Origin of the sequence: Exiguobacterium sp. s130 (assembly GCF_018619055.1) — a bacterium.
Lineage (GTDB): Bacteria > Bacillota > Bacilli > Exiguobacteriales > Exiguobacteriaceae > Exiguobacterium_A.
The window spans coordinates 160,231-186,761 of the sequence record NZ_JACSNI010000005.1; the positions used below are offsets into that span (position 1 = coordinate 160,231).

At 46.2% G+C, this 26,531-nt stretch carries 24 protein-coding genes; 9 read left to right on the top strand and 15 right to left on the bottom strand.

Annotated features, from left to right (window positions below; translation table 11 throughout):
- Nucleotides 1-32 precede the first annotated feature (32 nt).
- Together HZS85_RS13350 and HZS85_RS13355 are read right to left on the bottom strand one after the other, a co-directional pair.
- Nucleotides 33-650 (bottom strand): PspA/IM30 family protein, encoded by a 618-nt coding sequence (locus HZS85_RS13350; RefSeq protein WP_023467259.1) that lies wholly within the window; start codon nt 648-650, stop codon nt 33-35.
- A gap of 50 nt (nt 651-700) precedes the next feature.
- Nucleotides 701-1,078 (bottom strand): lmo0954 family membrane protein, encoded by a 378-nt coding sequence (locus tag HZS85_RS13355; protein ID WP_023467260.1) that lies wholly within the window; start codon nt 1,076-1,078, stop codon nt 701-703.
- Nucleotides 1,079-1,351: 273 nt separating this feature from the next.
- On the opposite strand from HZS85_RS13355, the gene rsgA reads away from it, so the two are divergent.
- A complete protein-coding gene (gene rsgA, locus HZS85_RS13360; RefSeq protein WP_214856470.1) occupies nt 1,352-2,401 on the top strand; it encodes a ribosome small subunit-dependent GTPase A in 1,050 nt (349 codons plus the stop codon).
- A gap of 70 nt (nt 2,402-2,471) precedes the next feature.
- Here rsgA and abc-f read toward each other — a convergent pair whose 3' ends face one another.
- The 3 genes from abc-f to pflB form a co-directional block, all read right to left on the bottom strand.
- A complete protein-coding gene (gene abc-f / locus HZS85_RS13365; RefSeq protein ID WP_214856471.1) occupies nt 2,472-4,172 on the bottom strand; it encodes a ribosomal protection-like ABC-F family protein in 1,701 nt (566 codons plus the stop codon).
- Between the two features lie 271 nt (nt 4,173-4,443).
- A complete protein-coding gene (gene pflA, locus HZS85_RS13370; protein ID WP_214856472.1) occupies nt 4,444-5,163 on the bottom strand; it encodes a pyruvate formate-lyase-activating protein in 720 nt (239 codons plus the stop codon).
- A gap of 34 nt (nt 5,164-5,197) precedes the next feature.
- Nucleotides 5,198-7,447 (bottom strand): formate C-acetyltransferase, encoded by a 2,250-nt coding sequence (gene pflB / locus HZS85_RS13375; protein WP_214856475.1) that lies wholly within the window; start codon nt 7,445-7,447, stop codon nt 5,198-5,200.
- Between the two features lie 339 nt (nt 7,448-7,786).
- On the opposite strand from pflB, the gene HZS85_RS13380 reads away from it, so the two are divergent.
- From HZS85_RS13380 to HZS85_RS13390, 3 genes are read left to right on the top strand one after another with little or no spacing between them, the layout of a single operon-like run.
- The gene (locus HZS85_RS13380) at nt 7,787-8,215 is read left to right on the top strand and encodes a hypothetical protein (RefSeq protein WP_214856477.1); all 429 of its coding nucleotides are present in this window, start codon (nt 7,787-7,789) and stop codon (nt 8,213-8,215) included.
- A 28-nt stretch (nt 8,216-8,243) separates the two neighbouring features.
- On the top strand, nt 8,244-9,416 hold the full coding sequence (locus tag HZS85_RS13385; RefSeq protein ID WP_214856478.1) for a DEAD/DEAH box helicase: 1,173 nt from the start codon (nt 8,244-8,246) through the stop codon (nt 9,414-9,416).
- On the top strand, nt 9,413-10,057 hold the full coding sequence (locus HZS85_RS13390; RefSeq protein WP_035412639.1) for a hypothetical protein: 645 nt from the start codon (nt 9,413-9,415) through the stop codon (nt 10,055-10,057). Before HZS85_RS13385 ends, HZS85_RS13390 begins: the two co-directional genes overlap by 4 nt.
- Nucleotides 10,058-10,111: 54 nt before the next feature.
- On the opposite strand, the gene HZS85_RS13395 is transcribed toward HZS85_RS13390, so the two are convergent.
- The 7 genes from HZS85_RS13395 to HZS85_RS13425 all read right to left on the bottom strand — a co-directional run bounded on the left by HZS85_RS13395 (nt 10,112) and on the right by HZS85_RS13425 (nt 17,497).
- Nucleotides 10,112-11,899 carry a diguanylate cyclase domain-containing protein gene (locus HZS85_RS13395; protein WP_214856479.1) on the bottom strand — a complete coding sequence of 596 codons (1,788 nt, stop codon included), beginning with the start codon at nt 11,897-11,899 and terminating at the stop codon, nt 10,112-10,114.
- Nucleotides 11,900-11,909: 10 nt separating this feature from the next.
- On the bottom strand, nt 11,910-13,742 hold the full coding sequence (locus tag HZS85_RS13400; RefSeq protein WP_251137994.1) for a GGDEF domain-containing protein: 1,833 nt from the start codon (nt 13,740-13,742) through the stop codon (nt 11,910-11,912).
- Between the two features lie 180 nt (nt 13,743-13,922).
- On the bottom strand, nt 13,923-15,824 hold the full coding sequence (locus tag HZS85_RS13405) for an ABC-F family ATP-binding cassette domain-containing protein (protein ID WP_214856481.1): 1,902 nt from the start codon (nt 15,822-15,824) through the stop codon (nt 13,923-13,925).
- Nucleotide 15,825: 1 nt separating this feature from the next.
- On the bottom strand, nt 15,826-16,524 hold the full coding sequence (locus tag HZS85_RS13410; protein WP_214856482.1) for a lysophospholipid acyltransferase family protein: 699 nt from the start codon (nt 16,522-16,524) through the stop codon (nt 15,826-15,828).
- 78 nt (nt 16,525-16,602) lie between these two features.
- The gene (locus HZS85_RS13415) at nt 16,603-16,860 is read right to left on the bottom strand and encodes a hypothetical protein (RefSeq protein WP_023467272.1); all 258 of its coding nucleotides are present in this window, start codon (nt 16,858-16,860) and stop codon (nt 16,603-16,605) included.
- A gap of 38 nt (nt 16,861-16,898) precedes the next feature.
- A complete protein-coding gene (locus HZS85_RS13420; RefSeq protein WP_214856484.1) occupies nt 16,899-17,204 on the bottom strand; it encodes a hypothetical protein in 306 nt (101 codons plus the stop codon).
- 125 nt (nt 17,205-17,329) lie between these two features.
- Nucleotides 17,330-17,497, bottom strand: a complete 168-nt coding sequence (locus HZS85_RS13425; RefSeq protein WP_214856485.1) for a hypothetical protein — start codon at nt 17,495-17,497, stop codon at nt 17,330-17,332.
- A gap of 233 nt (nt 17,498-17,730) precedes the next feature.
- Here HZS85_RS13425 and HZS85_RS13430 point away from each other — a divergent pair, with 233 nt between their 5' ends.
- The 5 genes from HZS85_RS13430 to map all read left to right on the top strand — a co-directional run bounded on the left by HZS85_RS13430 (nt 17,731) and on the right by map (nt 22,888).
- Nucleotides 17,731-18,585 (top strand): CvfB family protein, encoded by an 855-nt coding sequence (locus HZS85_RS13430; RefSeq protein WP_214856486.1) that lies wholly within the window; start codon nt 17,731-17,733, stop codon nt 18,583-18,585.
- Nucleotides 18,586-18,917: 332 nt separating this feature from the next.
- The gene (cshA, locus tag HZS85_RS13435) at nt 18,918-20,477 is read left to right on the top strand and encodes a degradosome RNA helicase CshA (RefSeq protein WP_214856487.1); all 1,560 of its coding nucleotides are present in this window, start codon (nt 18,918-18,920) and stop codon (nt 20,475-20,477) included.
- 106 nt (nt 20,478-20,583) lie between these two features.
- Nucleotides 20,584-20,850 carry a hypothetical protein gene (locus HZS85_RS13440; protein WP_035412663.1) on the top strand — a complete coding sequence of 89 codons (267 nt, stop codon included), beginning with the start codon at nt 20,584-20,586 and terminating at the stop codon, nt 20,848-20,850.
- Nucleotides 20,851-20,922: 72 nt separating this feature from the next.
- Nucleotides 20,923-22,113, top strand: coding sequence for an EAL-associated domain-containing protein (locus tag HZS85_RS13445; protein ID WP_056063615.1), 1,191 nt, complete (start codon nt 20,923-20,925; stop codon nt 22,111-22,113).
- 13 nt (nt 22,114-22,126) lie between these two features.
- Nucleotides 22,127-22,888 (top strand): type I methionyl aminopeptidase, encoded by a 762-nt coding sequence (gene map, locus HZS85_RS13450; RefSeq protein WP_023467279.1) that lies wholly within the window; start codon nt 22,127-22,129, stop codon nt 22,886-22,888.
- 293 nt (nt 22,889-23,181) lie between these two features.
- On the opposite strand, the gene menC is transcribed toward map, so the two are convergent.
- The 3 genes from menC to menB form a co-directional block, all read right to left on the bottom strand.
- A complete protein-coding gene (menC, locus tag HZS85_RS13455; RefSeq protein ID WP_214856488.1) occupies nt 23,182-24,252 on the bottom strand; it encodes an o-succinylbenzoate synthase in 1,071 nt (356 codons plus the stop codon).
- Nucleotides 24,249-25,622, bottom strand: a complete 1,374-nt coding sequence (menE, locus tag HZS85_RS13460) for an o-succinylbenzoate--CoA ligase (RefSeq protein WP_214856489.1) — start codon at nt 25,620-25,622, stop codon at nt 24,249-24,251. The genes menC and menE overlap by 4 nt, the downstream gene beginning before the upstream one ends.
- Nucleotides 25,623-25,693: 71 nt before the next feature.
- Nucleotides 25,694-26,518: a 1,4-dihydroxy-2-naphthoyl-CoA synthase gene (gene menB, locus HZS85_RS13465; RefSeq protein ID WP_023469886.1), complete on the bottom strand. Its 825-nt coding sequence runs from the start codon at nt 26,516-26,518 to the stop codon at nt 25,694-25,696.
- Between the last annotated feature and the right edge of the window lie 13 nt (nt 26,519-26,531).

Consider the following 26,531-nt stretch of genomic DNA (forward strand, 5'->3'; position numbering starts at 1 on the left):
GGGAGGCATACGCCTCCTTCGTCATGAACTGCTTATTGGTGAATGCGGCGTTCGAGTTCAGCGATACGCGCATCGATATCATCTTCATCAACGGCTGGTTGTTTTGCTTCAGGTTCTTCCGCCGTGAACGGATGTGCTTCTTCTTTTATAGTAGCATTTGGTTCGCGATCTAGCACCTGGTTCATCTTGTTTTTTAAGTTCGAAACGTTTTCGCGCATCATCCATTCGTACCGTTTGTTCTGTAGGTCTTCGAGCTTCAACTTCAATTCGAGGGCTTCACGTTCAAGCTCATTTAACTCACGTTTCGTTTCAGCGACGAGTTCTTCGAAGAACCGGTATTGCTCTCCGTAATGTTTCGATTCGATGGCAGCACGTTCGGCGAGTTGCTGTTCACCGGCTTCGTTTGCGATTTCAACTTGTTTGAAGCGTTTATCGGCTAAATCCTTCGCTTCTTCCTGCTTTTGAGTCAGTTCCAGCAATAGTGTCCGTTGACGCTCAAGTAGTCGATCGATCTCTTTTAAATCAGCTTCTGTAGATCGAATATGACGAACGAGCTTTTTAGCAGGTACTTCGCCCTGTTCAGCGGCTTTTTTGACTTCTGTCATCATTTGTGTCGCAAAATCGTTGAGTTGATCAAACACGTTTTTCATGAAAAATTCCTCCTTGAAAGTGGTAAACAGTATGGGTATTATCTTTAAATTTAGAATCGTTTTTCGTCTAAGTCTTTCCAGTCAGCTTCAAAATGTGTTGTTGATGTACGGCGGCGGTTAAAGAGATCTTGAACATTGACACGCTGTAGTTTCATACGCATGTAACCGACGTACAATGCGATGGCTGCTGCGATTCCGATGACTGCCCAGATGTTTGAGAGGGCAAGTCCGATTCCGATGGCTGCTAGAAATCCGAAACCGAGTTTCGCTGGCCATTTGTTCGATTGCATGAACTTACTGATCGAATAGAACGCAAGTAATGCCCCTAAACCAAGTCCGATCATATGTGGTAATGTTCCGATGACAACGGCGAGTAATGCGAGTCCGGCAAGAATCATCACCAATTGTTTTCCTTTCGATTGCTTCATGAGGAAGCCTCCCTTGTGTTGATACCTTTATAATACGGAAGTCCTTCTGTTCGTACGACGCTCTTTGGACCGTATTTGCTCTCGGGCTTAAGGCGGAGAGAAGGTCTGACTTTGAGGGAAGCGCTACCAGAAACATTGATTGATATGATATTCTATAAAGGAATCGAATCGAGAGGAGTGATGTTGATGAGTGCAACAATCAACGCTAAAAAAGTAACATGTGTCGAAAACCAGGGAGGGGTTTCCCTCCTTTAAATCAGAGGAGGAAACCATTTGAACGAATGGGGTACACCACCTGTCTACGAAACGACAGGAACAGAACAACTGGGACGAATCACGGCCGTCTACCAAACGCATTATCGTGTCATGACGGACACAGGAGAATCACTTAGCGAACTGTCTGGTAAGCTGCGTTTTCAATCAGGAACGAAAGCTGAATTGCCAGCGGTTGGAGACTGGATCATTCAAACAGAGCGAGAGCCAGGCAAAGGACGAATCGAACGGGTCTTGCCACGGTCGTCTCAATTTTCCCGAAAAGCGGCAGGGACGGAGACCGAGGAACAAATTATCTGCGCGAATGTCGACGTTGCCTTGCTCGTCATGGCTTTTGGACATGACTTCAACGTCCGTCGACTGGAACGTTATTTAACGGTTGCTTGGGATGCAGGGGTGATACCAATCATCGTCCTGACGAAAAAAAGTTTGATGCCGTCGATCGAAATAGAACTGCAGGCTGTTGAAGCAGTCGCGTTCGGAACACCGATCCTTGCCGTTGATTCTTTGACGGGTGACGGATTAGAGGAACTACGTGCCCAGTTACAAGTCAAGCAAACGATCGTGTTAGTCGGATCGTCCGGCGTTGGGAAGTCGACGCTCGTCAACGCTTTAGCTGGAGAACAGTTAATGGAGACGGGTGGCGTACGGGAAGACGATGAACGCGGACGTCACACGACGACACATCGCGAACTGAAACGACTGGCGAACGGTTTATTACTCGTCGATACACCGGGTATGCGAGAATTGGCCTTATGGGATGGAAGTGACGGTTTATCGTCGACGTTTTCCGATATTGAAGAGCTTGCTGAAAACTGTCGTTTTCGAGACTGTAAACATGAGAAGGAACCAGGATGTGCCGTTCGGACAGCTTTAGAAGATGGAACGCTATCTGCTGAGCGCTGGAACAGCTTCGTTAAGCTAAAACGAGAAATCGCCTATACGGAACGTAAGCAAAACGTGGCGTTGCAGGCGGCGGAGAAAGAAAAGTGGAAAAAAATCCACAAGCAGGCACAAGCGCATACGAAACTGAAGTATCAAAAGCGGTAATACGACTGAAATATGAAAAGCATCTGCAATGGAAACAGGAGTCTCTTTTTCTATGCAGATGCTTTTTTTGTTATTCTTTTGAAAGTGATTCATTTGTTTCTGTATCGAACGGCACATCACCTGTCAAAGCATCAAGACGATGTAGATCGGATTGAGTCGCTTCAGGGTCACTTCGGCGTGCATTTCTTACCACGGCAGTTCCGTCTGGATGATCGTTGAATCCAGTCGTTAAGTCAAACGTCCGGTTCGATAGCCGATCGGTAAAATAACGATCGTGAGAGACGAAGAGGAGCTCACCAGGGAAGACATCGAGGGCGGCTTCGATTTGTTCACGAGTCGCAAGGTCCAAATAGTTCGTCGGTTCATCGAGAATAAGCAAGTGAGCACCAGAAAAATACAGACGTAAAAAGGCGATTCGACATTTCTCACCCATACTAGCGTCGGCAATCGACCGGTAAACATCATCGCGACGGAATAAAAAACAGGCGAGCAACGTCCGGGCGTCCGTTTCACTCATCGTGCCGTACTCAAGTAATGCCTCTAACAACGTACCGGATGTCGGTAAATGGGAAAGAGCTTGTGAAAAATAGCCGGTTTTTAATCGAGGATGGCGGATGACTGTCCCTTGATTAGGAACATATTCGCCCTCAATGAGACGCAGTAAGGTCGTTTTCCCACTTCCATTCGGTCCAATGACAGCAATCCGGTCACCGCGATCGATTGAAAATGAGACATCGTTTAGAATGGTTTTCGTCTCATATCTAAACGTGACGTGTTCGAACGAAACGAGTCGCTTCGCATGAATCGCTTCATGTTCAAATGCGACGTGAATAGTCGGTGCAACCTCTGGCTTTTTAACACGATTCTCCAGTAAGCGCTCAAGCTGTTGTTCTTTTGCTTTGACCTTTGTTGCGTGTTTAGCGGCTTTCTTTTTCGCATATGGATCGCGTTCACTAGCTTGATCCGAAGCTTTTTGATGCCATTGCCGGTATCCTTGAATCATGCGTGTCAGCTCTTTACGGGTGCGTTCTTGTTTTTCGTACGCTCGTTGTTGCGACAGAGCTTGATGTTCCTTTTGTTCTTTATAGGACTGATAGTTTCCGCTGTATCGCGTTGCCCCTGATTCGGATAATTCAATGACGGCATCAGCCGTTGCGTCGATGAAGAATCGTTCGTGTGAGACATAGAGAATCGAGGTCCGTGACATGTTGACCCATTCCGTGAGCCACTCGAGTGTCTCTTGATCCAGATGATTCGTCGGTTCATCGAGAATGATGAAATCAGGTCGTGATAGAAGCAGACAGGCAAGTTGGAGGCGCGTCTGTTCACCACCGCTTAAACTGGATGCTTTGTGTGTCCAGAGTGCTTCCTTTAATTTGACTTCTTTTAAGACGCGTGCTGCATCTGCTTCCAGCGAGAAGGCGTCCTGATCGATTGCTTGTTGATAAATCGTCAAGTCACCATTCATGGCATTAGCGCGAAGTTGATAACGAACCGCATCCGCTCGTTCGACGACATCAAGAACGGTGTGATCGCCCGCCACAAAGTGTTGTGATAGTAGACCGAGTTTTTTGAAATGACGCTTGATCGAACCGTCAGTCGGCTGAAGTTGATCAGCGATCAAGTGTAACAATGTCGTTTTTCCGATGCCGTTCGGACCAATCAAAGCGACGTGTTCGCCAGTATGAATATGAAAGGAGACGTCCGAGAAAAGACGTCGTTCGTCGTAATCCATTGATAGGTGTTGAATCGTAAGTGTTTCAGTAGACATAAAAGCAGCTCCTTTAGGCTTCATTTCCAGTAAGATGAAATGAAAACACACCATCCGAAGCGAGCGGATGGTGTGCAGGAGTAACTCAAAGAAGGCGATGACCAGAGGATGGTCACACCGAAAAAGAGCAGACTCGTAGCGTCAGACATCCGCAACTGCATTGCGAAAGAGATGATTTCATTCATCAAGCGACCTGTACGAGTGATTGCTTCATTTCGGTGTTGTACCTCCTGTTCATAATCTATGATGTCATCGTAACAAATCGGAAACGTTAACACAAGTACGATTCAAGTAGGGTTTGCGCAGCGTTTGTTTCTTCTGATGAAGGGGGAAGCACATCAGTTAACGGATAAGCAAGACCGAGGTTTTCCCACTTATAGACACCGAGTTGATGATACGGCAGTACCTCGACGCGCTCGACGTTTCCGAGCGTCCGGATGAACTCGCCGGTCTGACGGAGGAAATGTTCCGACATCGTGATACCTGGAACGAGGACGTGGCGAATCCAGACGGGAATGTTTCGCTCGGCTAGGCGTTTTGCGAAGGCGAGTGTATTGGCGTTACTCCGTCCAGTCAAGACGCGACAAGCAGCATCGTCGATATGCTTGATATCGAGCAGAACCAAATCCGTCGCATCGAGAATGGCGTCGATGTTTTTTGGGACGACAGATCCAGCGGTATCGATGACCGTATGCAGTCCATGCCGCTTCGCTTCTGTTAAAGCAGCCTCTAGGAACTCTGGCTGAGCGAGCGGTTCACCTCCAGAGAAGGTGATTCCGCCACCCGTCGCCTCGAAAAAGGAGCGATAGCTGATCGCTTCTTTTACGACTTCGTCTGCTGAGACACGCTGTCCGCAACCGAACTCCCATGTATCCACGTTATGACAGTATTGACACCGTAGTGGACATCCTTGCGTAAAGACGATGAATCGAATGCCAGGACCATCGACTGTTCCACATGATTCAACGGAATGGACCATACCATAGGTCATTCTGCTCACTTCCTTTCACATACTACACATCATTTTAGAGAGAACCGTGGAACGTACGATTGATGACATCAATCTGTTGTTCACGCGTCAGTTTAATGAAGTTGACGGCATAACCGGAAACCCGAATCGTTAACTGTGGATATTGTTCTGGATGCTCCATGGCATCGAGTAACGTCTCACGGTCGAAGACGTTGACATTCAAGTGATGACCTTTTGAAGTCGTACCACCCATATATCCGTCAAGTAATCCGACCGTATTGCGAATACGTGTTGCTTCATCCTTACCAAGTGCTTTTGGAACGATCGAGAACGTGTAGGAGATACCATCGAGCGCATGTTCATATGGTAGTTTCCCGACAGATGTCAGAGCAGCGACAGCACCACGGGTATCACGTCCATGCATCGGGTTAGCACCCGGTGCAAATGGTTCACCCGCACGGCGTCCATCGGGTGTATTTCCTGTCTTCTTACCATAGACAACGTTTGAAGTAATCGTCAGGACAGACTGTGTCGGGAGCGCATTTCGATACGTTGGATGTTTACGGATTTTCTCCATGAACAATGTCACGAGATCAACAGCCATCTGATCGACCCGTTCATCGTTATTCCCGAACTTTGGAAACTCACCTTCGATCTTGAAATCAACTGCAATCCCATCCGCATCTCGGATCGGGCGGACTGTTGCATAACGAATAGCGGATAGACTGTCGGCGACGACCGATAAACCAGCGATGCCGCATGCCATCGTCCGTAAGATTTCCGGATCGTGTAAAGCCATTTCAATCCGTTCGTAACTGTACTTATCATGCATGTAGTGGATGACATTCAGTGTGTTGACGTACAGTTCTGCGAGCCAATCGAGTTGACGATCGTAAGCCGCCATGACTGTCTCGTAATCGAGTACTTCATCGAGCATCAATGGTGTGACTGGGGCGACTTGAATTTTGAGCTTCTCGTCCATTCCGCCATTGATTGTATAAAGTAATGCTTTTGCAAGGTTTGCTCGAGCACCGAAGAACTGCATCTGTTTCCCGATCCGCATCGCGGAGACACAACAAGCGATGCCGTAATCATCCCCATAAACCGGCAACATCAAATCATCGTTCTCATACTGAATCGAGCTTGATATGATCGACATCTTCGCGCAGAATTCCTTGAATCCGCGTGGAAGCTGAGTGGACCAGAGAACAGTTAGATTTGGTTCAGGTGCCGGACCGAGTGTCGAGAGCGTATGCAGGAACCGGAATGAACTTTTCGTGACATTTGATCGACCATCTTCACTCATCCCGCCAATCGATTCCGTTACCCACGTCGGGTCGCCAGAGAAGAGATCGTTATAGTCCGGTGTTCGTAAGAATTTGACGATCCGAAGTTTCATGACAAAATGATCGACGAGCTCTTGTGCTGTTTCTTCCGTCAAGCGGCCGGTCGCAAGATCACGTTCGACATAAATATCGAGGAACGTCGAGACTCGACCGAGTGACATAGCTGCACCATTTTGTTCTTTGATCGCAGCAAGATAAGCAAGATAGACCCACTGGAATGCTTCTTGTGCTGTTTCTGCAGGGCGGGAGAGATCAAAACCATAGCGAGTTCCAAGCTCGGTCAATTCCGTTAATGCGCGCAATTGTTCATTCATCTCTTCGCGGTCGCGGATCATCGATTCAGAGAGGAAGCCGCCACGTGCCTTCAAGTCTCGCTTACGTTCTTCAATCAAGCGTGCTGTTCCGTACAAAGCGACACGACGATAGTCGCCAATGATCCGCCCACGTCCATAGGCGTCTGGTAATCCTGTGATGATACCGGCTTTACGTGCAGCGCGCATCTCAGGGGTATAGGCATCGAAAACCCCTTGGTTATGTGTCTTCCGGTACTCGCTGAAAATTTTCGTGACGGTCTCGTCTGCTTCAAAGCCATACGCAGCTAAGGCATCATTCACCATCCGAATCCCGCCGTTCGGATGAATTGAACGTTTGAACGGTTCATCTGTCTGTAAGCCGACGATTTTTTCAAGAGAGGGATCAAGATACCCTGCATCATGCGAGAGAATCGTTGATGGTGTCTTGGCATCGACGGCATACACACCACCACGTTGTCGTTCTTCATTCGTCAACTGTAGAATTTGTTGCCAAAGCCGTTGCGTCGCTTGCGTCGGACCGACTAAAAAGTGATCATCACCTGTATATTCCGTGCGATTGAGCCGGATGAAGTCTGCAACATCGATTGTCTTGATCCATTCGCCAGACGTAAAGTTTGTCCAGGCACTCGTTTTTTCTAATAACATGGATACCACTCCTTTAAAATTGAGCTAATGATCAGTTCCTTATGTGAATAGTGTAACAAAAGGAGATAGAGATTCCCTTTACGTTCATGTGAATAATTTAACAAGTGAACAAACGTTGATATGAGGGGTTTTCTTTATTTCTGTACTTATGAAAGAGTGAAGATTAAAAAACAGTTGAAGTCTGGTAAATCAAGATTTTCACGAAACTGTATGAGCTGATTTGAAAAAGATCCACTAGCACAGTTGAAACTGTGAGGAATGTCACGTTACGGTATCTTGTGTTTTTAGGACGTATCGTTGACAATGAAAAAGGGAATATAGAACGTGGAGGTGTGCCAAATGGAGTATGTGTCATTAACGCAACAAGGAGATTATCAGTCGGGAGACTGGGTCTCGCTGAAAATCGGATCGGAAGGTTCGACGCGAACTGGGATGATCACAGAATTTGAAGGTGATGGATTCTGGATTCGGTTTGAAGATGATTTTGATTATGAAGACTTTATCGGCTATGATGAATCGTACTGGATTGCGCTTGTTCGCCGTCCCGTGGACGTAAAAGCGATGTATGCGAGTCTTGCCGTGTATCCGGCACTCGCTGCAGAATTACAGGATCGTGTCATCCAAGGCTTCGAGATTTTAAAGGAAGAAGCCGGTGAAGAAGAAGTCCGGTTCCACATCCGATTGCTCGACGCAGGAAATGAATATACACAGACATTACGGGGATACCGTGATGCATCAGGAGATCATGTCGAATACGTAACGGCATGATGGAATTAAGAGAGTAGGAGAAATCGTTATGAAATTTACAAAACCATTTTTACAGGAAGCATGGGAACGGGCGCGCTTTACAGAGTTGATGCCTGTTCAAGAACAAGCGATTCCGTTGTTGCGCGAAGGAAAAGATGTCCTAGCTGAAGCGCCGACAGGTACAGGGAAGACGCTTGCTTATGTCATTCCAGCTTTAGAAAAGATTGAAGTGGAAGAGCCACACGTGCAAGTCGTCATCACGGCACCAACACGGGAACTCGTCATGCAAATTCATCAAGTCATTCAATTATTTGCTCAAGGAAGTGGTATCAAATCCGGTGCATTCATTGGTGGTGTTGAATTAAAGCGACAATATGAACGATTGAAGAAAAAGCCGCAAATCATCGTCGGAACACCGGGACGTCTCGTCGAGTTGATTGATTCGAAGAAGCTGAAGATGCATAAGGTGAAATTGATCGTTTTAGATGAAGCGGATCAAATTTATGAAAGTGGCATGAGTGACTCGGCGACGCGAATCGCAAATAGTGCGCTACGCGATCGACAACTGGCATTCGTCTCAGCGACATTGCCGGAACGGACAGCAGAATGGGGACGGACGCTTGCGAATGATCCTGAGACGATTCGTGTTGAGCGTGTCGTCAGCACACAAGTGACATTCGGTTATTTGGAGACTTCACGTCGTCAGAAACCGGAATTGTTACGTCGTCTGGCGAACATGCAAGGATCAAAAGTGCTGACATTCATCAACAATCGCTCATTCCTTGGACCATTGAATGGCGAGTTGAGTAAATTCTCACTGAAATACCGGATTTTAGACGCTGAAAAAGGAAAACGAGAGCGGATGGAGACCTTGCGTTCTTATAAAAAGGGAGAGTTTCCTTTACTCGTCACGACAGGTCTTGCGGCGCGTGGGCTTGATATCGAAGCGGTCACACACGTCGTCCATTACGATTTACCGGAGTCGCTTGACGATTTCGTACACCGTTCAGGTCGGACGGGACGCGGAAACGCAAATGGGATGGTACTTGCACTTGTCACGGATCAAGATTTAAAACACTTAAAAACACTTGCAAAGCAAATGGGCGTCGAGATGGAGCCAATGGAAATTTACCGCGGAGAAGTCATTCCGAAACGTGAATTCACAGCTCCTCAGACGATTAAGCGACCGGCTACTCCTCACCGGAAAGGGCGATCGAAATGAAGAACGATCGAAAAGTAATTCCATTTCCGACGACGGTTTCTGAAGCGGAAATGAATGCAGCCTTGAAGAAAATGTATCAGGAAGCAGCAACAGCACGCAGTACGGACTGGGTCGCTTTCATTGAAGAGATTGCGACAGAAGGACGTTGGTATTTAAAAGATGCTGAATTGTTCCGGGACTTATTCGTTGACTGGGCGATCTTCTATGAAACGGATGATCAAGGAAAAACACCGCACGGTCGTTTTCTCGAGCAGATAAAAGACGAGCTATCACCTAGTCTCTATCGCGCCTTGCGTGGATTAGCTGACCCGATGCCGTCGCTGTTTCAAGTCGATGCAGATGGTGTTGTTGATTTAATGTCGAAACAGACGTATCAAACGGATTTGGCTGAGATTGAAGTCGAACCGGGGGATCTGTTGATTGGGAAACTGCTCTATATTTCTGGTAAGTGGCGCTTTGCGATTGCCTACATGAAGGTAGCGCGCGCATTAGTACCAGAAGTCCTCGCTTTGTTGACGGACTTCGTGGATGAAGTGGGAGAAGACGCGTTACTTCGTCAATATCCAGAGTTTTGTGCGGAATTAATCGACTTGCTCCTCGATATCGAAGAAGGTAACATTGCACCAAGACCAGAAGAATAACTCAAAAAACCTAGGACACGTTGACTACAAAAAGTCATATGTCCTAGGTTTTTTTCATGGGTCCGCTCGATATAAAGCGACATCATTCTTATCCCGATGTTTCACGCGATACATGGCAAGATCGGCTTGCTTTAAACATGTTTCAAGATCGGCCTCATGACACGCTGTCACTCCGATGCTTGCGGAAACGAATAAAGATTGTCCTTTGTAGACATAGGGACGTCTTAAAAATTGTAAAAAGGATTTACATTTTCGGCGTAAGGAGAGTTCATCATCGGCTTGTAAAAGGATCGCGAATTCATCTCCACCGAGGCGATACACGGATTCCGAAGAACTTGTATGTTCGTTCAATCGCTTCGCAACTTCAATTAATACATAATCTCCTGCCTCGTGACCATACGTATCATTGACTTGCTTAAATCCATCTAAATCGACTAAGGCAAGATAATTCTTATCGGAGAGTCGATTTGAGAAATCTCGTTCTAAGGAACGACGGTTTCCGATATTAGTCAAAGCATCATGATAGGCATGGTATTCGATTCGCTTTTGACGAATTTTGCTTTCCGTGACATCATGTAAAATCGTGAATCGTCCCATCGAGGTAGCGGCAATTTGAATCGGAATATCAATGATTTCATAGCGTCGACTTTGTTCATCCTCATACTCATCAACGTTCGTTTCGAGCATTTCTAACAAATGACGCATCGTACGAGGAACATGTTCAATCGTCATATCTGGCAAATGAAACAGACATTGGGCAGCTAAATTCGCGTACAGCGCAGTGCCGGACTGATCGAGTCGAATCATCGGATCAGGATGACCGAGGAAGAGTGGAATGACCTGTTGTTCACTATCTTGGATTTGTTGTTTTCGATGTTCGATGCGTGAAGCGAGTTGTTCATTTCGTTCGTGTAATTGTGCGACAATCAACCCATGTTGACGGGCAATCAAGATTTGTCGAACGATTAGTAGGAATAAGATGATAAAGATGTCGAGTTTTCCACCTTCTTGTTCCACCATGTAGTGGATGAACAAAGGGATGGCCAGTAAAGGAAGCCACGAACGGGGAATGACCGTCGTTCGAGCAGTTCCTTCTTCAATATGATCAACATGCCATAGAATAGCTGCGCTTTGCGCCAAACGAACCAATATCGGGAAGAACACCAGATAATTCGCTGAAAAATCAGGGAAGTAGACACTAGAGACTTCATAGATACCACGAATGAAAATGGATAAGAATAATAGAAATAAGGCCATCCGTGATACCCAATGTGTTTCTTGGATGAACGTAAAATAGAAAAAAACGAACAAACCGAGTGATGTGTTCGTAATGACGATGATGGCATAAGGAACAGTCTGAAGCCCAGGGTTCGTCAGTTCATTGAGGACATGGAATGCGACAAGTCCAATGAAAATGACGATAATCGCGGCATCAACGAAAGCAAGTACATGTTGTCCGAGTGTTCGTTTTGTGATGATTCGGTAAAAAATCGCGTATAAGAATACGTAATGGGATATTGAAAATAAAATAAGGCTATAAATAGATGGAATTGGAAAGTCTGAATAGACAAAACGTAACGTCTCAAAAATGGAACCGATATAGGATAAAACCAGTGATCCTAAAGCAATCAGCCAGAAATTTCGTCTGGGTACGACTAATATTTGTTCCTTACGATAAGCCGTAAGAATGAAGTAAGCAATCAACCCAAGTGATACATACTGAAGTACCTGTTCGACAATCCCATTAGAGATGGAAGGAGTCCATGTAGTAAGGATCATTAGAATAAAAGAGATTACGAGCATGGCAGGGAACCAACGGATGAAGTAGTTTGATTTAAGCACGGGATCCCTCCTAACGTTTGATGTGGACAGCGAACATATAGTTATTTTTCTCGTTCTTCTTGATCTGGTACATGGCTTCGTCTGCCCGAATCAATAACTGTTCTGAGCTCTTACCGTCTTCAGGGTATAAGGAAATTCCGATAGATGGTGTGATACGAAGCGTATACGTGTTGATATAGAATGGATAATTTAGGATTTCGAGGACGTGTTCGGCAAACTGTCGAGTTTCCGAGGCAGATGCCTGAATGAAGATCAAGAATTCATCTCCACCAAGGCGTGCGACGAGATCAGTTGGCGTCGTCATCGATTGAAGACGCGTTGCTGTTTCTTGTAGCAGTAAATCACCGACATCATGTCCATAGGTGTCATTGATTTGTTTGAATCCGTCCAAATCTATGAATAATAAGGAGCCATAATCTAGCGTTGGCAAAGTTAGATAGAGTTGCTCCTCGAAGTAACGCCGGTTTGGTAAACGTGTGAGTGAGTCATGGTATCCCATACGTTCTAGCCATACTTCCTGTTGATAGTCTTCTGTGACATCCGCTAAGACGACGAAATAGCGTTGCTGATGTGGAATATCGATGATTGTCGTATTCAAAAAGGTTTCTGGATGTTCCTCCGTAGCAGGTACATGTAGGAGGTGAGCAGGATAGGTCGACTGCTTTTGTTGAAGCAACGGGATGAGCCGATCAAGTTGACGACGTTGACTCGGTCCGAGCGGTAAATCATTCCATCCTGCTTCTGCAGCGGCTGGATTGACGGATCGAATCTGATACATGTCATCGATTTCAAAAACGATTTCTGGATAAGACAAAAAAAGTGACGTCAGTTCTTTTTCACGCAACTGTAGCAACTCTGTTTTTTGATGAACGATGTCTTCTAGATTCGTTTGTAATGCCGTTGTTTCCTGTAACAACCGAAGATTTTCCCGGTATGAAAAAAGCTGTCGTGTTAAAAATAATAAAAACGTAATACCAATAGACAATAAGAAGAAGGTTCGAGAGACAGGAAAAAACGTAATATAAAGAATCAGCGCAGATAATAAGATGTAAACCAACAGTGAACGCGTAAGTGTCTCGACTCGAATGAGATTTGCTTGCTCCTCACGACTAATGGGAAGTGTACGTGTGTTCAGAAAGGCGATGAGGAACAGACCGCTAAGTGGATATAGCGGAAGCAATAGACCCGATATTTGCGGTTCACCGTTTAATAACAAGGTATAAAACACGAAGTTCGTCATGCCGAGAATGAATGTTCCGAGGACAAGAAAGATAAATCCTGATCGTGATACGTTCCGTCTTAACCCAGACGCATAGAGTAAAAAAAAGAAAAGCGTCAACAAAATTGTCAAGAAGGCATAAAATGTCCAACTGATTTGCTCGAGTGTCGTTCGTGTATAAGAGGGAACAAAGCGGAAAATAGCGATATATCCAGCAATCATTGAAACAGCGAATAAAGTCAAGGAATCAAGAATCAATAACTTTTGTTTTTTGAATAATGTCAAATCTAATTGTCGGAAAAAGAAAAGGACCATCATTGTCAAATGAATCGTATAAGGTAAATCCAGCAAGACGTTCAAATTGACATCGTTCCATTGAAAGAAACGTCCCATCATATTCAGGAAATCGCCTAAAAAATAAGAGAAGAAAGCGATGGATAACCACTTGTACGGAAGGGAAGGTTGTTTGAAAGCCGTCGATCGACTAAATAAGAAAATCATGAAAGAACCGCTTAAACTAATGACTGCCGAGAGTTGTAACGAAAGGTCTTGTGGCAATAGCCAGAGCAGTATGTAAGTAATGACTAAGTAGAATGCGACGATAGGGTAGATGTTTTGAACCATCCGTTTCACCGAAACTCCTCCTTTCGCAAGCCTTCCTCCAAAACGAAATATGCTATAACATTACCCGATATCTAATATGAATTCACATTTATTTTCATAATTAAAAATAAAAGTAAGAGATGTTTTCTATTTCATAAAAAAAGCGGAGCTCTTCTAAGTGAAGAACTCCGCTTATCGGATTTATTGATGAGATTGGCGATGATTTTCAAATGCCTCGATTTTTTCAGAAAGATATGTCCAATATTCCATTCGCTCGTCAAGCGTCGCTTTGGTCTTTTCGATGGCTTGATACAATTCATTGACCTTTCCGAGATCACTTCCTGCTGAAGCGAGATCAGCCTCTAATTGCTCTAGTTCAACTTCACTCTCTTCAATTTGTTGCTCAATGATAGCCCAATCTTGTTGTTCCTGATAACTTAGTTTCTTTGGCGTCTCTGTTTTTGGTGCTGTAGCAACCTCTGCCGTTTTTTCAACGACGATTGAGGGAACGGATGCTGCCATTTGCTCAAGATAGTCTGTATATTGTCCGTAATAAAAAATGATTTTTCCATCTTCAAATGCAATCAGGCGATCGACGACCCGATCGAGGAAGTAGCGATCATGACTGACTGTGATGACAGTACCTGGGAATGATTCTAAATAATCTTCTAGTACGGATAAGGTCTCGGTATCCAAGTCGTTCGTCGGCTCATCAAGGAAGAGGACGTTCGGTTCTTCCATCAAAATCGTTAACAATTTCAGACGTCGCTTTTCGCCACCAGAAAGCTTGCCGATTTGTTTATATTGTGCTTCCGGTTTAAAGAGAAATTGTTCGAGCATCTGACTTGCTGTGATCTCCTCACCGGCGAGTGTCGTAATGACTTTTGCGATCCGTTCGACCTCATCGATGACGCGGCGTTCGGGATGCGTGAATTCGGCGAATTGACCGTAAAAACCAATCTTCACCGTTTCGCCGTGAATGATCTCACCCGTTGTTGGCTCTAAGCGTTTCGCGAGAATTGAAAGAAGTGTCGATTTTCCACTACCGTTTCGACCAACGATGCCATACCGCTCTTTGCGTCCGATCAGAGCGTCAAACGATTCAAAAAGTGTCCGTTCACCAAATCGGTGCGAGACGTCATATGCTTCAATGACTTTCTTGCCGAGGCGGGTCGAACCGACCTGTACTTCAAGTGTCGCTTCTTCTTCCTCGTACGAAAGGTCTTGTAAAGCATCCACGCGCTGGATCCGGGCTTTTTGTTTCGTCGTCCGTGCTTTTGCTCCGCGACGCAACCAAGCGAGTTCGCGACGGAGGATGTTTTGACGTTTTTCCTCCATAGAAGCCGTCCGTTCACGACGTTCGGCACGTTTTTCAAGAAACGATTCATAGTTTCCGACATAGAAATAAGCTGTTCCATTTGCGATCTCCATCATATGATTCGTGACACGATTCAAGAAATAGCGATCATGAGTGATTAGTAGAATCGCACCACGGTATTCCTTGATTTGAGTCTCAAGCCAGCTGATCGTCTCGGCATCAAGTTCGTTCGTCGGCTCATCAAGCAGGAGGAGATCGGCTTCATCGAGTAAGGCTTCAGCGAGTCCGACACGCTTTCGTTGTCCTCCGGAAAGAGAGCCGATCAACGCGTTCAAGTCGAGGATGCCGAGTTTGTTTAAGATCATTTTTAAACGCGATTCCGTGTCCCACGCTTGCGCGGCATCAACCTCGGTTTGCGCCGTGATGAAGCGGTTGAGTAACGTCTCACTTGTCGGATCGTGTTCGAGCGCTAGTCGTGCCGTTTCGTAGTGGCGCAACGCGTTGATCGTTGGTGTGTCACCCGACAGGAGTACTTCCATGACAGTCCGATCTTCCGGATAATCGGTCGTTTGCGATAGCAAACGGATCCGATAATCATTTGGATGATGGATCGTACCAGCATCTGCTGTTTCTTTGCCTGCTAGAATGTGCAGGAGGGTCGATTTACCGGTACCGTTGACGCCAATGATACCGATCCGGTCACCAGGAGAGACGGAAAACGTGACATCTTCGAAGACAATTTTATCGGCAAATTCTTTTTTGAGATTTTCTACTTTCATTAACATATTAGACACCTTCTACAATCTGTTTGATTTGATGTTCGACCGTCTGGACGAGTTCTTTCTGTGTCATCGTGCTCGGGTCAATCGACGGCAAAATCGTGACTTCGACTGTAGCCGGACGGATCTTACCCGTTTCCTCCATGACACGATAACTACCTGAAATCGCGACTGGTACGACGCGTGCGCCACTTGATGTCGCAAGGGTAAAACTTCCTGCTTTGAATTCCGCCATCGGTCCGCCTTTTGAACGTGTTCCTTCTGGGAAGATGATCATTGATTGTCCGTCCTTGATCGTGTCGACACCAGAGCGGATCGCTTTTAGTGATTGGCGTCGGTCTTTTCGGTCAATCATGACACACCCCATCAGATTCATCCAGACATTAACGATTGGAATTTTATTCACTTCGATTTTTGAGATGAATGCTTTTGGTTTATCGATTTTTCCAAGTAGAATCGGAACATCGAAGTTTCCTTGGTGATTCGAGATGAACACGACAGGTTCATTTGCCGGGATATGTTCATGCCCCGTCACATGGACACGAACGCCAGCGAGTCGGAGGAGAGAGTTCGCCCAGGCGCTCGCTACACGCTGAACGAATGCGTAGCGCACGAGATGTGTTCGACGTTTTGCGGTTGGTAAAAACGGTAAGGTACAGGGTAAGACAAGTCCAAAATAAATGAACCAAATGACAGTGCGGATCATGGTAAAGTGACAACTCCTTTTTTCATTGCTGATGTTATTGTACAAAAAAAGACCAGGTGTCGCACCCGGTCTCCATGATTATTCCCAGTAACGAGGCTCAGATTCCTCTTCGCTTTCTCCAAGTTCGAAAGTGAGGCGACGTGTCGTCGGATCAACGGAGAACGTAGCGTTCGTGTTGTCAATCTGTTTGATTTCCATCGTCTCTTCATCCAAGATGAGAGTCAAGCGGACCTTATCTTCGTGATCTACGAGCAGTACGCCATCTTCCTTCAACCATAAGTCGATGACAGGTGAGTAGCGGAGTGTCCAACCGTTTGATAAAGGGATTTCGTTCATAATGAATCTGTTCCTCCTAGGTGATGAAATCGTGTTCTTTATTTATCATGCTGGTCTGTTCCGGAGAATGCAAGTGGTGTACTCGAATCTCGATTAGGATAGGCAATTTGAAAAGACTGTTCTCGTTTTTTCATGCGTTCGTACTGTTTTTTGACGCGACGGTATTGAATGTATTCAATGTAAGTCAGATAGGACGTACGGAGTAACTGTCGAATCGATGATAACGATAGGCAAATCGCTAACGTAAAGACGAAAACACCAATCGAACTTGTATAATAACCGGTAACAAAACTTAAGTATGTAGTGATGAGACCCGCAATCGTCGTGAATAAGTAGAAGAGCACGTCCGTTTCCTCCTCAAAATTAAAATATAGGTGTGTTCATCTAATTCGAGGTTGAACTTGATTTTCCTTTATCGTCCTGTAAATGTCCGGAAAAAATAAAAAAATCCACACGGAAGGTGTAGATTTTAAGGGCGATCGATTTGCTGAAGCGCTGGTGTCTTCGGAGTCATATTTGTACTGTTGGATCCTTCTGCAAAAACGATTCCAATCGTAGCAAGGAAAGCAAAAAATGCAAAAACCAATGTTTTCGTGAAGCGTCGAGCGAACGAACGCGATTGAATATTATGAAACATTTTTATCCCCCATATTTACCTAAACTAAACCTTCTTTTTCCTGTTATTTAATCATATATCTTTTTTTCAAAAAAATCACGCAAATGTGTTTCGTTCACAAATATGTCACAACTGTCATCGTGGGGTCGATTTCAGAGGTGAACAGAAAAAGAGTATAGTATGGTAGGGAAAGAACAGAAGGATGGTTCGAATGAACTTAAACCAATTCAAATAGAGAGAGGAGATGACCCGAAATGGGATTACGCGCAGGACAGGTTGTCACATTAAAAGTAGAACGTGAAGCAGAGTTCGGAGTGTTTTTGACAGATGGAAATGAAGATGTGTTGTTGCATAACAATGAACAGACACAAAAAGTAGCTCTTGATGATGAAGTAGAAGTCTTCTTGTATCAAGATAATGAAGGACGTTTGGCATCATCGATGACGATTCCAGAAGCTTCATTTGAGGACTATGTCAAGACGACGATCAATGGGACACGCTATAACACAGGAGTGTTCGCGAATATCGGGATTCAAAAAGATGTTCTTGTCTCACTTGACGATTTGCCGCAACGTCGGATGTTCTGGCCGGAAGAAGGCGATCAACTTTTCATTCGTCTAAAACATGATCAAAAGCTTCGTTTACTCGGAGACCCTGCACCATATGCTTACTTCAACTTACGAGCGAAGCCAGCTCCAGAAGAATGGAACAACATGGACGTCGAAGGTCTCGTCTTCTCACAACGCGAACCAGGCGTCAACGTCTGGGTCAACGATCAGTCAATCGGATTCTTGCATGAACGCGAGATGGAACGTTGGCCGCGTCTTGGAGAAGTCTTGAAATTACGAGTGACAAATGTAAAACCAGATGGTACAGTATTACTTTCAGCACGACCACGTGCCTTTGAAGCCATTGATACAGACGCGGAGTTGATTCTGAACCATCTACTTGAACATGATGGTCAGATGCCGTATGGTGATAAGACAGCTCCCGAGACGATCGATGAAGTATTCGGTCTCAGTAAGGCAGCATTCAAACGAGCGCTCGGTCGCCTGTTGAAAGATAAAAAAATAGAAAAAAATGAAACGGGTATTCGGTTGACGCAATAATCAAACCGAGTAAGCCTGCGTTTCGAATAGATAGTAAGGAATTCATCATTTTGGTGGTTGCGGCTGGTTTGATTACCGGCGACCATTTACTGAATATACCCCATCACTAGTGGGGGCACGCGATGACGTTCATCGCACGGTCCGGGCACTTCGCCTTTCCCTCGCCCTTATGGCAACGATTATGATGGTGACTTCCCTAAACATTATTATGAGAGAAACCACTCTATCTTTATGGGATAGATTCTGTTATAATAGGTAGTCGATTGTATTCGTTACGGTAGCGTCTGTTTAGTGGCAGACGCTTTTCATATGACAAAGGAGAGTATTTAGCATTGACAACATTTCGTGAATTAAATCTTAGTGAGGCACTTATCAAAGGTGTCCTAAAAATGGGCTTTGAAGAAGCAACACCAATCCAAGCAGAAACAATTCCAGTCGGACTCAGCGGCGTTGACTTAATTGGTCAAGCACAAACAGGTACTGGTAAAACTGCAGCATTCGGTATTCCAACAATCGAGCGTCTTGACGCAAAATCACGCAACATCCAAGCGTTGATCCTTGCTCCGACACGTGAGCTTGCAATCCAAGTAGCTGAAGAATTGAACCGGATCGGTGAAGTAAAACGCGTTCATGCACTTCCTGTTTACGGCGGTCAGCAAATCGATCGTCAAATCCGTGCACTTCGCAAAAATCCACAAATCGTCGTTGCAACACCAGGACGTTTGATGGACCACATGAACCGTAAGACGTTGAACCTCGATCACGTTCAAACGGTCATCCTTGACGAGGCAGATGAGATGTTGAACATGGGATTCGTCGAAGACATCGAGAAAATCCTCGGTGCACTTCCTGAAACTCGTCAAACACTCTTGTTCTCAGCAACGATGCCACCACAAATTCGTAAAATCGCAGATCGTTTCATGACGACTCCGACACACATCAAAGTCAAGGCGAAAGAAATGACAGTTGAGAACATCGAGCAGTCATTCATCGAATTGAAAGAAAGCCAAAAATTCGACGTCCTTTGCCGTTTGATCGATACGGATTCTCCGGAACTTTCAATCATCTTCGGTCGTACGAAAAAACGTGTTGACGAAATGACTGAAGGTTTGATCCAACGTGGATATACAGCTGACGGTTTACACGGTGACTTAACACAAGCAAAACGTGACCAAGTCATCCGTCGTTTCAAAAAAGGAACGATCGATATCCTCGTCGCGACAGACGTTGCAGCACGTGGTCTTGACATCTCTGGTGTCACACACGTCTATAACTTCGACGTCCCACAAGATCCAGAAAGCTACGTTCACCGGATCGGTCGTACAGGTCGTGCTGGTAAAACAGGATCGGCTGTCACATTTGTTACACCACGTGAATTCGGTCAAATTAAAACAATCGAACGTGTCACGAACAAAAAAATGTCACGTCGTCATGCACCAACACTTGATGAAATCTTAGAAGGCAACTTGAAGCTTGCTGCACAAGAACTCATTAAACGTGTTGAAGCAAAAGACTCAAAAGAATATACGACACTTGCACAAGAACTCTTAGAAGAGTACGAAGCAGTGGAACTTCTTTCAGCAGCACTTAAAGGATTGACGAAAGAGCCGGATGCAACACCAGTCCAAATCTCTTCAATCGAACCAATCCGCGTGAAACGTTTCGGTAGCAACGGTGGTGGAAACCGTCGTCCTTACGGAAACAAAGGTGGAAGTGGAAGCGGCAACCGCAGTGGCGGATACCGCGGAAACAACCCGCGTGGTGGCGATCGTCGTGAAGGTGGTCGTTCATCTTCTTCATCAGATCGTCGTGAAGGCGGTTATGCTGGACGTAGCAACCGTAGCGAAAGCGATCGTAACCGTGGTGGACGCAAACCACGTTTTGAAAAGTAAACGATTCGAACCGATTTGTCACAGACAAGTCGGTTCTTTTTTATGATTTATCTAAGCGGTCATGATAAAATGAGCCATGAACGATAGGGAGAGGGCTGAATCATTCGTGTATACCATTTATGTAGCAGCATCCGTCTGTCTCGTTGCACTGATCGTCGCGACGAAAAAGATTTGTGAGCGGACGACAAAAGGACATTTTCGTTATATTCCGTTAGCGACCTTATTATTTGGTGGCATCATCTTTCTTGTGCTGGCCATTGGTAAGGGCGGAGCTGTTGGGATTCAATACGGTGTTCTGAGTATCATCTACTTGACGGCGACATTCGGTGTGTATTTGTATATCGCAATGCGGAAAGATACGACGTTATCGTAAAACAGGGGCTCTCTCGTTACAGAGAGGCTCCTTTTTTGTTAAGATAGAACAAGAGTACAAGGGGGGAATAGAATGGACGCATTAGATGTCATCGTTCATCCCGAAGAGATAGAGGCGTGGTTTCAACCGATCGTAGGCGCTGCCCCTTTTAAGGTGGAAGGGTATGAAATCCAGTCCCATTTTCGTGGAGAACCGTTAAAACCATTTTTTCAGGAAGATGATGTTCCGATCGAGTATCAGCTCGAAGTCATGGGACATGTCGTCCGTCAAGCATTCCAAAAAGTACCCTCCGATACACAAGCGTTCATCCTGATCCGTTGTCGTCCGGCTTGGTTGTTTGAGAACGGTGGGGAAGATTTCTTGCATGTTTTACGTACGGTCGACTCGTCGTTTCCAAAAGAACGGATGTATGTTACTTTGACGGATGTTCAAGTCGATGATTTTGATCGTCTGGGCCGGATCGTCGCGTACTATCAGAATTCTGGACTGAAGGTAGCGCTGGATCGCGCGGAAGCAACGAGTCTCGAACGCGTCTTTTCGATGTCGCCGGATATGTTGATCGTCGATCTATCTTCAATGATTGAGAAAAAGACCGTCTCAGCATCATATCCGCATCTCTTACAGACGATGGAGCACCTTTGTGATCAGCTTGGAGCGCCACTTTTGTATAAAAACATCAGTCATCTTGGTCAACTTCGATATGCGTGGCAGCATGGTGGACGCTATTACATGGGGAATCTTTTAGGAGAGGCTGCGCCGGAATGGGTCATGACTTGTCCTGGAATGGAGGTCTTGATCCATGAAGTCCCAATGTTCTATAAATATGATCGGGAACAGATGAATCGCCTGTTCCAACTGGAGCAAGACTGGACAGTCCGATTTAATGAGTATTGTCAGTCCTTGAAGTCGGAGCAAGATCTCGATCAATGGTTGCTAATGCTCGCCCGGAAGATGGAGCCGGAATTCATCCGGTTTTACATCACGGACGCGAATGGCTTCCAACAGTCTTCGAATGTCAGTAAAAAGAGTGGCGAGTGGAAACTGTATTCCTTCTACAAGGGATACAACTGGAGTTTTCGTCCTTACTTTATCCGGACGACGGTAGCAATGGAGAGACGGCATAGCGGATATCTGTCGGAACGGTACGTCGACTTCAGCTCGAGTGAACAAACGCGGACGTTTAGTATGCCGCTCAGCAATGGCATGTTCTTATTTGCGGATATCTCCGCAGATTATCTATATCAAGAACGATTGAGTGAATGAGGAGGAAATGAAAGTGTTAGATTATGATTATGAAGCATTACGAGAAATTGGACGCATCGTCGCGATGGCGCGCGACGAGATGGCGGATGCCGTCAAACCAGGAATCACGACAAAGGAACTTGATGACATCGGAGCACGTATTCTGAAGGAGCAGGGAGCAGAATCTGCCCCGATCGTCATGTATGATTTTCCGGGAGCGACATGTATCAGTGTCAACGATATCGCAGCACACGGTATTCCCGGTAAATATGTCATTCAAGAAGGGGATATTGTTAATGTCGATGTCTCAGCTGTGAAGAATGGCTACTATTCGGATACGGGGAAAACAGTCATCGCAGGAGAAGCAAAACGTCCGGAAGATGTCCGACTCGTTGAAGTATCATTGACGGCGCTTGAAAAAGGACTCGAGAAGGTCAAAGCCGGAACGAAGGTCAATCAGATCGGAAAAGCGATCTATGCTGAAACGCGTAAGAGTGGTTTCACCGTCATCCGTAACTTAGCGGGGCATGGTCTCGGGAAGACACTTCATGGTGAGCCGGAATCCATCTCGAACTACTTCAATCGTGAAGAAAACGATCTGCTGAAGGAAGGGCAAGTCATTGCTGTCGAGACGTTCATTTCAACAGGAGACGAGTTCTGTATCGAAGATGAGCGGGATGGCTGGACGTTATACACACCAAATCGGAGCCTTGTCTCACAGTTTGAGCACACTGTCGTCGTCTTAAAGGACGGGTATGAGATTTTGACGAAAGTCGAAGGCAAAGAATCGTTCTAAGAAAAGCTCATATAGTAAAACACGAGAAGGGGGCTGACTCAAAAGTCAGTTTCCACAAAAGTAAGGGTGGCAGAATGATAATCTGCCACCCTTATCTCATAACAAAAAGAATGACGCGTTTCACGCAACTCCTACAGGAAAAAGCGCATCTTTGCGCTGTCAGAGACAAACAAGACCCGCTTTCCTGCTTGAATAAGGCAGGAAAGCTGGCTTGTGTCTCGCCTGAGGAAAGGGCGTGAAAAGACGCGTCATTCTTTTTTGAGTCAGCCTCCTTTTTCGTCGTAGTGCTCCTATTATAAGGATATCCGGGACGTTGCCAATTTGTTTAACTGTGATTCGGATACGGCTGGAGCGGAATAACGAATGTGTCCGTGTTCGACATGATACGGGGTCTCGAGCAAATCTTCTTCAAAATAATCCTCCGTACTTGCCATATCGATCGGATAAGCGAGCCCTGGAAGTGTCGCGAAAGCAAGGGTCTGACGACGTCCGATGCCGCTCTCGAACATCCCTCCGAGCCAGTAGGGCGCTTTTGTTCGAAGGGACAAAGCGTTCGTCAGCCCACCGACACGTGCCGGCTTGATATTCAGAATCTGACCAGCGTGAAGCGTCTTCATCAAATCGGCATCCGCTGGAGCGACGATGGATTCATCTAGACAAATCGGTGTCTGCAAGAGTTTAGCGAGACGTTGATGTCCGGACCAATCCGACGCTACGAGCGGTTGTTCCATCATAACGAGACCGAATGAATCCCAATGCTGTAATAAAGGAAAGTCTGCTTCTATGAAGCTGCCGTTAGCGTCAAACATCAAGGGCGCATCAGGGAAAGCCGCACGTACTTGCTCAAGAACGACAGTATCCGTCGGAGCGAGCTTCAGTTTGATCCGTCCATATCCGGAGGCGATCGCTTGTCCGACGGCTTCGACGGTCTGCGCTGCAGAAGCCCGTCCGAGTGCTTTCCCGCAAGGTACGAGGGATGATTCATCACCTCCGAGATACGTAGCGAGCGATTGTCCGGCAGCTGCTGCGAATAATTCATAAATTGCTCCTTCAAACATCGCTTTTGCCATCGGATTGCCTTGCACGATGCGGAAGCGGTGCGTGACATCTGCTGGATGATGGAGCGGTTGGTCAAGTAACTGGTACAGCAGTGAAGCGATTCCTTGCAGAGAATGTTGTGTTTCGGACGTATACCACGGTGTATCAAACGCGACTCCTTCCCCATAACCCATTCGTCCTTCCGAATCGGTCAGGCGCAAAATCGTCGTCCTGCGTATCGTTAACGTCGAGAGTGCTGTTTGCATCGGACGACGAAAGACGAGCGGTACATCGAACAATTCGGCAGACCGGAGGGTGATGCTCATAATGACTCCTTCAGTTGTTTCCGCAATAGTTTACCGTTCGCATTGCGTGGCAAAACGCTATGATAGATGTAATCAACCGGACATTTATATTTGGCGAGCAATTGACTGATTTCCGTTCGGATGATGGCTTCATCGAGTGAACTTACGATGAAGGCAACCGGAACTTGTCCCCATTTAGCATCGAATCGTCCGACGACACCTGCTTCTTGAATCCCATCAATCGAGAGAAGTGCTGATTCGACCTCAGCTGGGTAAATATTTTCCCCACCTGAGATGATGAGATCACTTCGACGATCGAGGACATACAGGTATCCATCGGCGTCCAAACGTCCTAAGTCACCAGTCTTGAAAAAACCGTCTGCTGTAAAGGCGTCTGCCGTTTTCTCTTCATCATGAAAATAGCCTTTCATGATTGTCGGTCCTTTGACTTCGATTTCTTGGTGGCGCGTGATCCGGATTTGCGTCGGATAAATGGCTTGTCCAGCTGATCCGATTTTTCGTAAGGCATCCTCAGGCAGAAGAGTCGCGATTTGAGAAGCTGTTTCCGTCATCCCATATGTCTGCATGACGGGAATATTGCGGTCGAGTGCACGCGTCAGAATCGGTAATGGAACAGGACCACCCCCTGTCAGTACGACGCGAAGCGCGTGACGACGTAGTCCGGCTTCGAGCAACCGATCAAGCATGACTGAGACGAGTGAGACATGTGTAATTTTTTCCGTCGTAATCCAGTGTAAGGCGCGTTCTGGTGAAAAATGTGGCTCGAGAATGATCGGCACTCCATAGATGACCGCTCGATAGACGACGGCTAACCCACTCATATGAAACAGTGGTGTGACAATCAAAAAACGATCCTCTGGCAGTGATCCGATATGACGAGCGGCATTCGTCGCACTCGAGAAATGATTCAACATCGTTTGTTCCACAGCTTTCGGATGTCCGGTCGTACCACTCGTAAAGAGCATTGATTGGACGTATTGTTTAGGCATATGGCGTATTAACAGATCGGGCGCTTCTTTTTCATAAGAAAAAGCTCGACACGGAATCGCTGTATCGAGTATCCGGTCTGTTACGACGAGCCGCACATCTGCCTGTTTGAATTGGCGCAGCACTTCCGTTTGCGTTAGTCGAGTGTTGATCGGGACGACGGTTAATTCAAGCAATTGAGCAGCGTGAAGAGCGACGATATACTGTGCACTGGATGGACCGTAAAGAGCAATCCGGTCTCCGCGTGTCACAATCGTCGCCCACGTACTCGCCAAACGATGCGCGCGTGCATATAGTTCAGACCACGTCCAACGCTCCGTTTCCGTAATGAGCGCGATGTCATCCGGTTGCTCTTTTGCCCGTGTATAGATCCAAGGATACAAAATAGTCACTTCCTTTTTGATGAATATACGAAAAAGGTTCAATGTCGTAAGACGATTGAACCTTTTTTTCATTATGGGAAACGCGGAAACTGTCCGAAGTCAGGATTGCGTTTTTCTTTGAACGCATCGCGTCCTTCTTTTGCTTCGTCTGTCGTGTAGTACAGCAATGTTGCATCTCCTGCGAGTTGCTGAATCCCTGCGAGACCATCTGAATCGGCGTTGAATGCCGCTTTGAGGAAACGAAGAGCCGTTGGTGAATGTTGAAGAATTTCGGCACACCATTGAATCGTTTCTTGCTCGAGATCCGCGAGTGGAACGACCGTGTTGACGAGTCCCATATCAAGTGCTTGCTGTGCATCATATTGACGGCAGAGGTACCAGATTTCACGCGCTTTCTTGTGTCCAACGACGCGCGCGAGGTAACCAGAGCCATATCCAGCATCGAATGAACCGACTTTTGGACCTGTTTGTCCGAAGCGGGCGTTGTCTGCAGCGATCGTCAAGTCACACACGAGGTGAAGGACGTGCCCGCCACCAATCGCATAACCTGCGACCATAGCGATGACTGGTTTCGGGATGACACGAATCAAACGTTGAAGATCAAGGACGTTTAAACGTGGGATTTCATCGTCGCCGACATATCCACCATGTCCGCGTACCTTTTGGTCTCCACCAGAGCAGAATGCGAGATCGCCTTCACCTGTTAAGATAATGACGCCGACGTTTTGATCGTCACGTGCACGTGAAAATGCGTCGATGAGTTCATGGACCGTGTGTGGTCGGAACGCATTGCGAACTTCTGGACGGTTGATCGTGATTTTTGCGATCCCGTTCCATTGTTCATATTTGATGTCTTCATAGCTACGGGCTGATACCCATTCCGGAGCGTATTTCATTTGAATTCCCCCA

Coding starts and splice junctions, on each gene's coding strand:
- HZS85_RS13350 (WP_023467259.1), bottom strand. CDS start 650: ATGAAAAACGTGTTTGATCAACTCAACGATTTTGCGACACAAATGATG.
- HZS85_RS13355 (WP_023467260.1), bottom strand. CDS start 1,078: ATGAAGCAATCGAAAGGAAAACAATTGGTGATGATTCTTGCCGGACTC.
- abc-f (WP_214856471.1), bottom strand. CDS start 4,172: ATGTCTACTGAAACACTTACGATTCAACACCTATCAATGGATTACGAC.
- pflA (WP_214856472.1), bottom strand. CDS start 5,163: ATGACCTATGGTATGGTCCATTCCGTTGAATCATGTGGAACAGTCGAT.
- pflB (WP_214856475.1), bottom strand. CDS start 7,447: ATGTTATTAGAAAAAACGAGTGCCTGGACAAACTTTACGTCTGGCGAA.
- HZS85_RS13380 (WP_214856477.1), top strand. CDS start 7,787: ATGGAGTATGTGTCATTAACGCAACAAGGAGATTATCAGTCGGGAGAC.
- HZS85_RS13385 (WP_214856478.1), top strand. CDS start 8,244: ATGAAATTTACAAAACCATTTTTACAGGAAGCATGGGAACGGGCGCGC.
- HZS85_RS13390 (WP_035412639.1), top strand. CDS start 9,413: ATGAAGAACGATCGAAAAGTAATTCCATTTCCGACGACGGTTTCTGAA.
- HZS85_RS13400 (WP_251137994.1), bottom strand. CDS start 13,742: ATGGTTCAAAACATCTACCCTATCGTCGCATTCTACTTAGTCATTACT.
- HZS85_RS13405 (WP_214856481.1), bottom strand. CDS start 15,824: ATGTTAATGAAAGTAGAAAATCTCAAAAAAGAATTTGCCGATAAAATT.
- HZS85_RS13410 (WP_214856482.1), bottom strand. CDS start 16,524: ATGATCCGCACTGTCATTTGGTTCATTTATTTTGGACTTGTCTTACCC.
- HZS85_RS13415 (WP_023467272.1), bottom strand. CDS start 16,860: ATGAACGAAATCCCTTTATCAAACGGTTGGACACTCCGCTACTCACCT.
- HZS85_RS13425 (WP_214856485.1), bottom strand. CDS start 17,497: ATGTTTCATAATATTCAATCGCGTTCGTTCGCTCGACGCTTCACGAAA.
- HZS85_RS13430 (WP_214856486.1), top strand. CDS start 17,731: ATGGGATTACGCGCAGGACAGGTTGTCACATTAAAAGTAGAACGTGAA.
- HZS85_RS13445 (WP_056063615.1), top strand. CDS start 20,923: ATGGACGCATTAGATGTCATCGTTCATCCCGAAGAGATAGAGGCGTGG.
- menC (WP_214856488.1), bottom strand. CDS start 24,252: ATGAGCATCACCCTCCGGTCTGCCGAATTGTTCGATGTACCGCTCGTC.
- menB (WP_023469886.1), bottom strand. CDS start 26,518: ATGAAATACGCTCCGGAATGGGTATCAGCCCGTAGCTATGAAGACATC.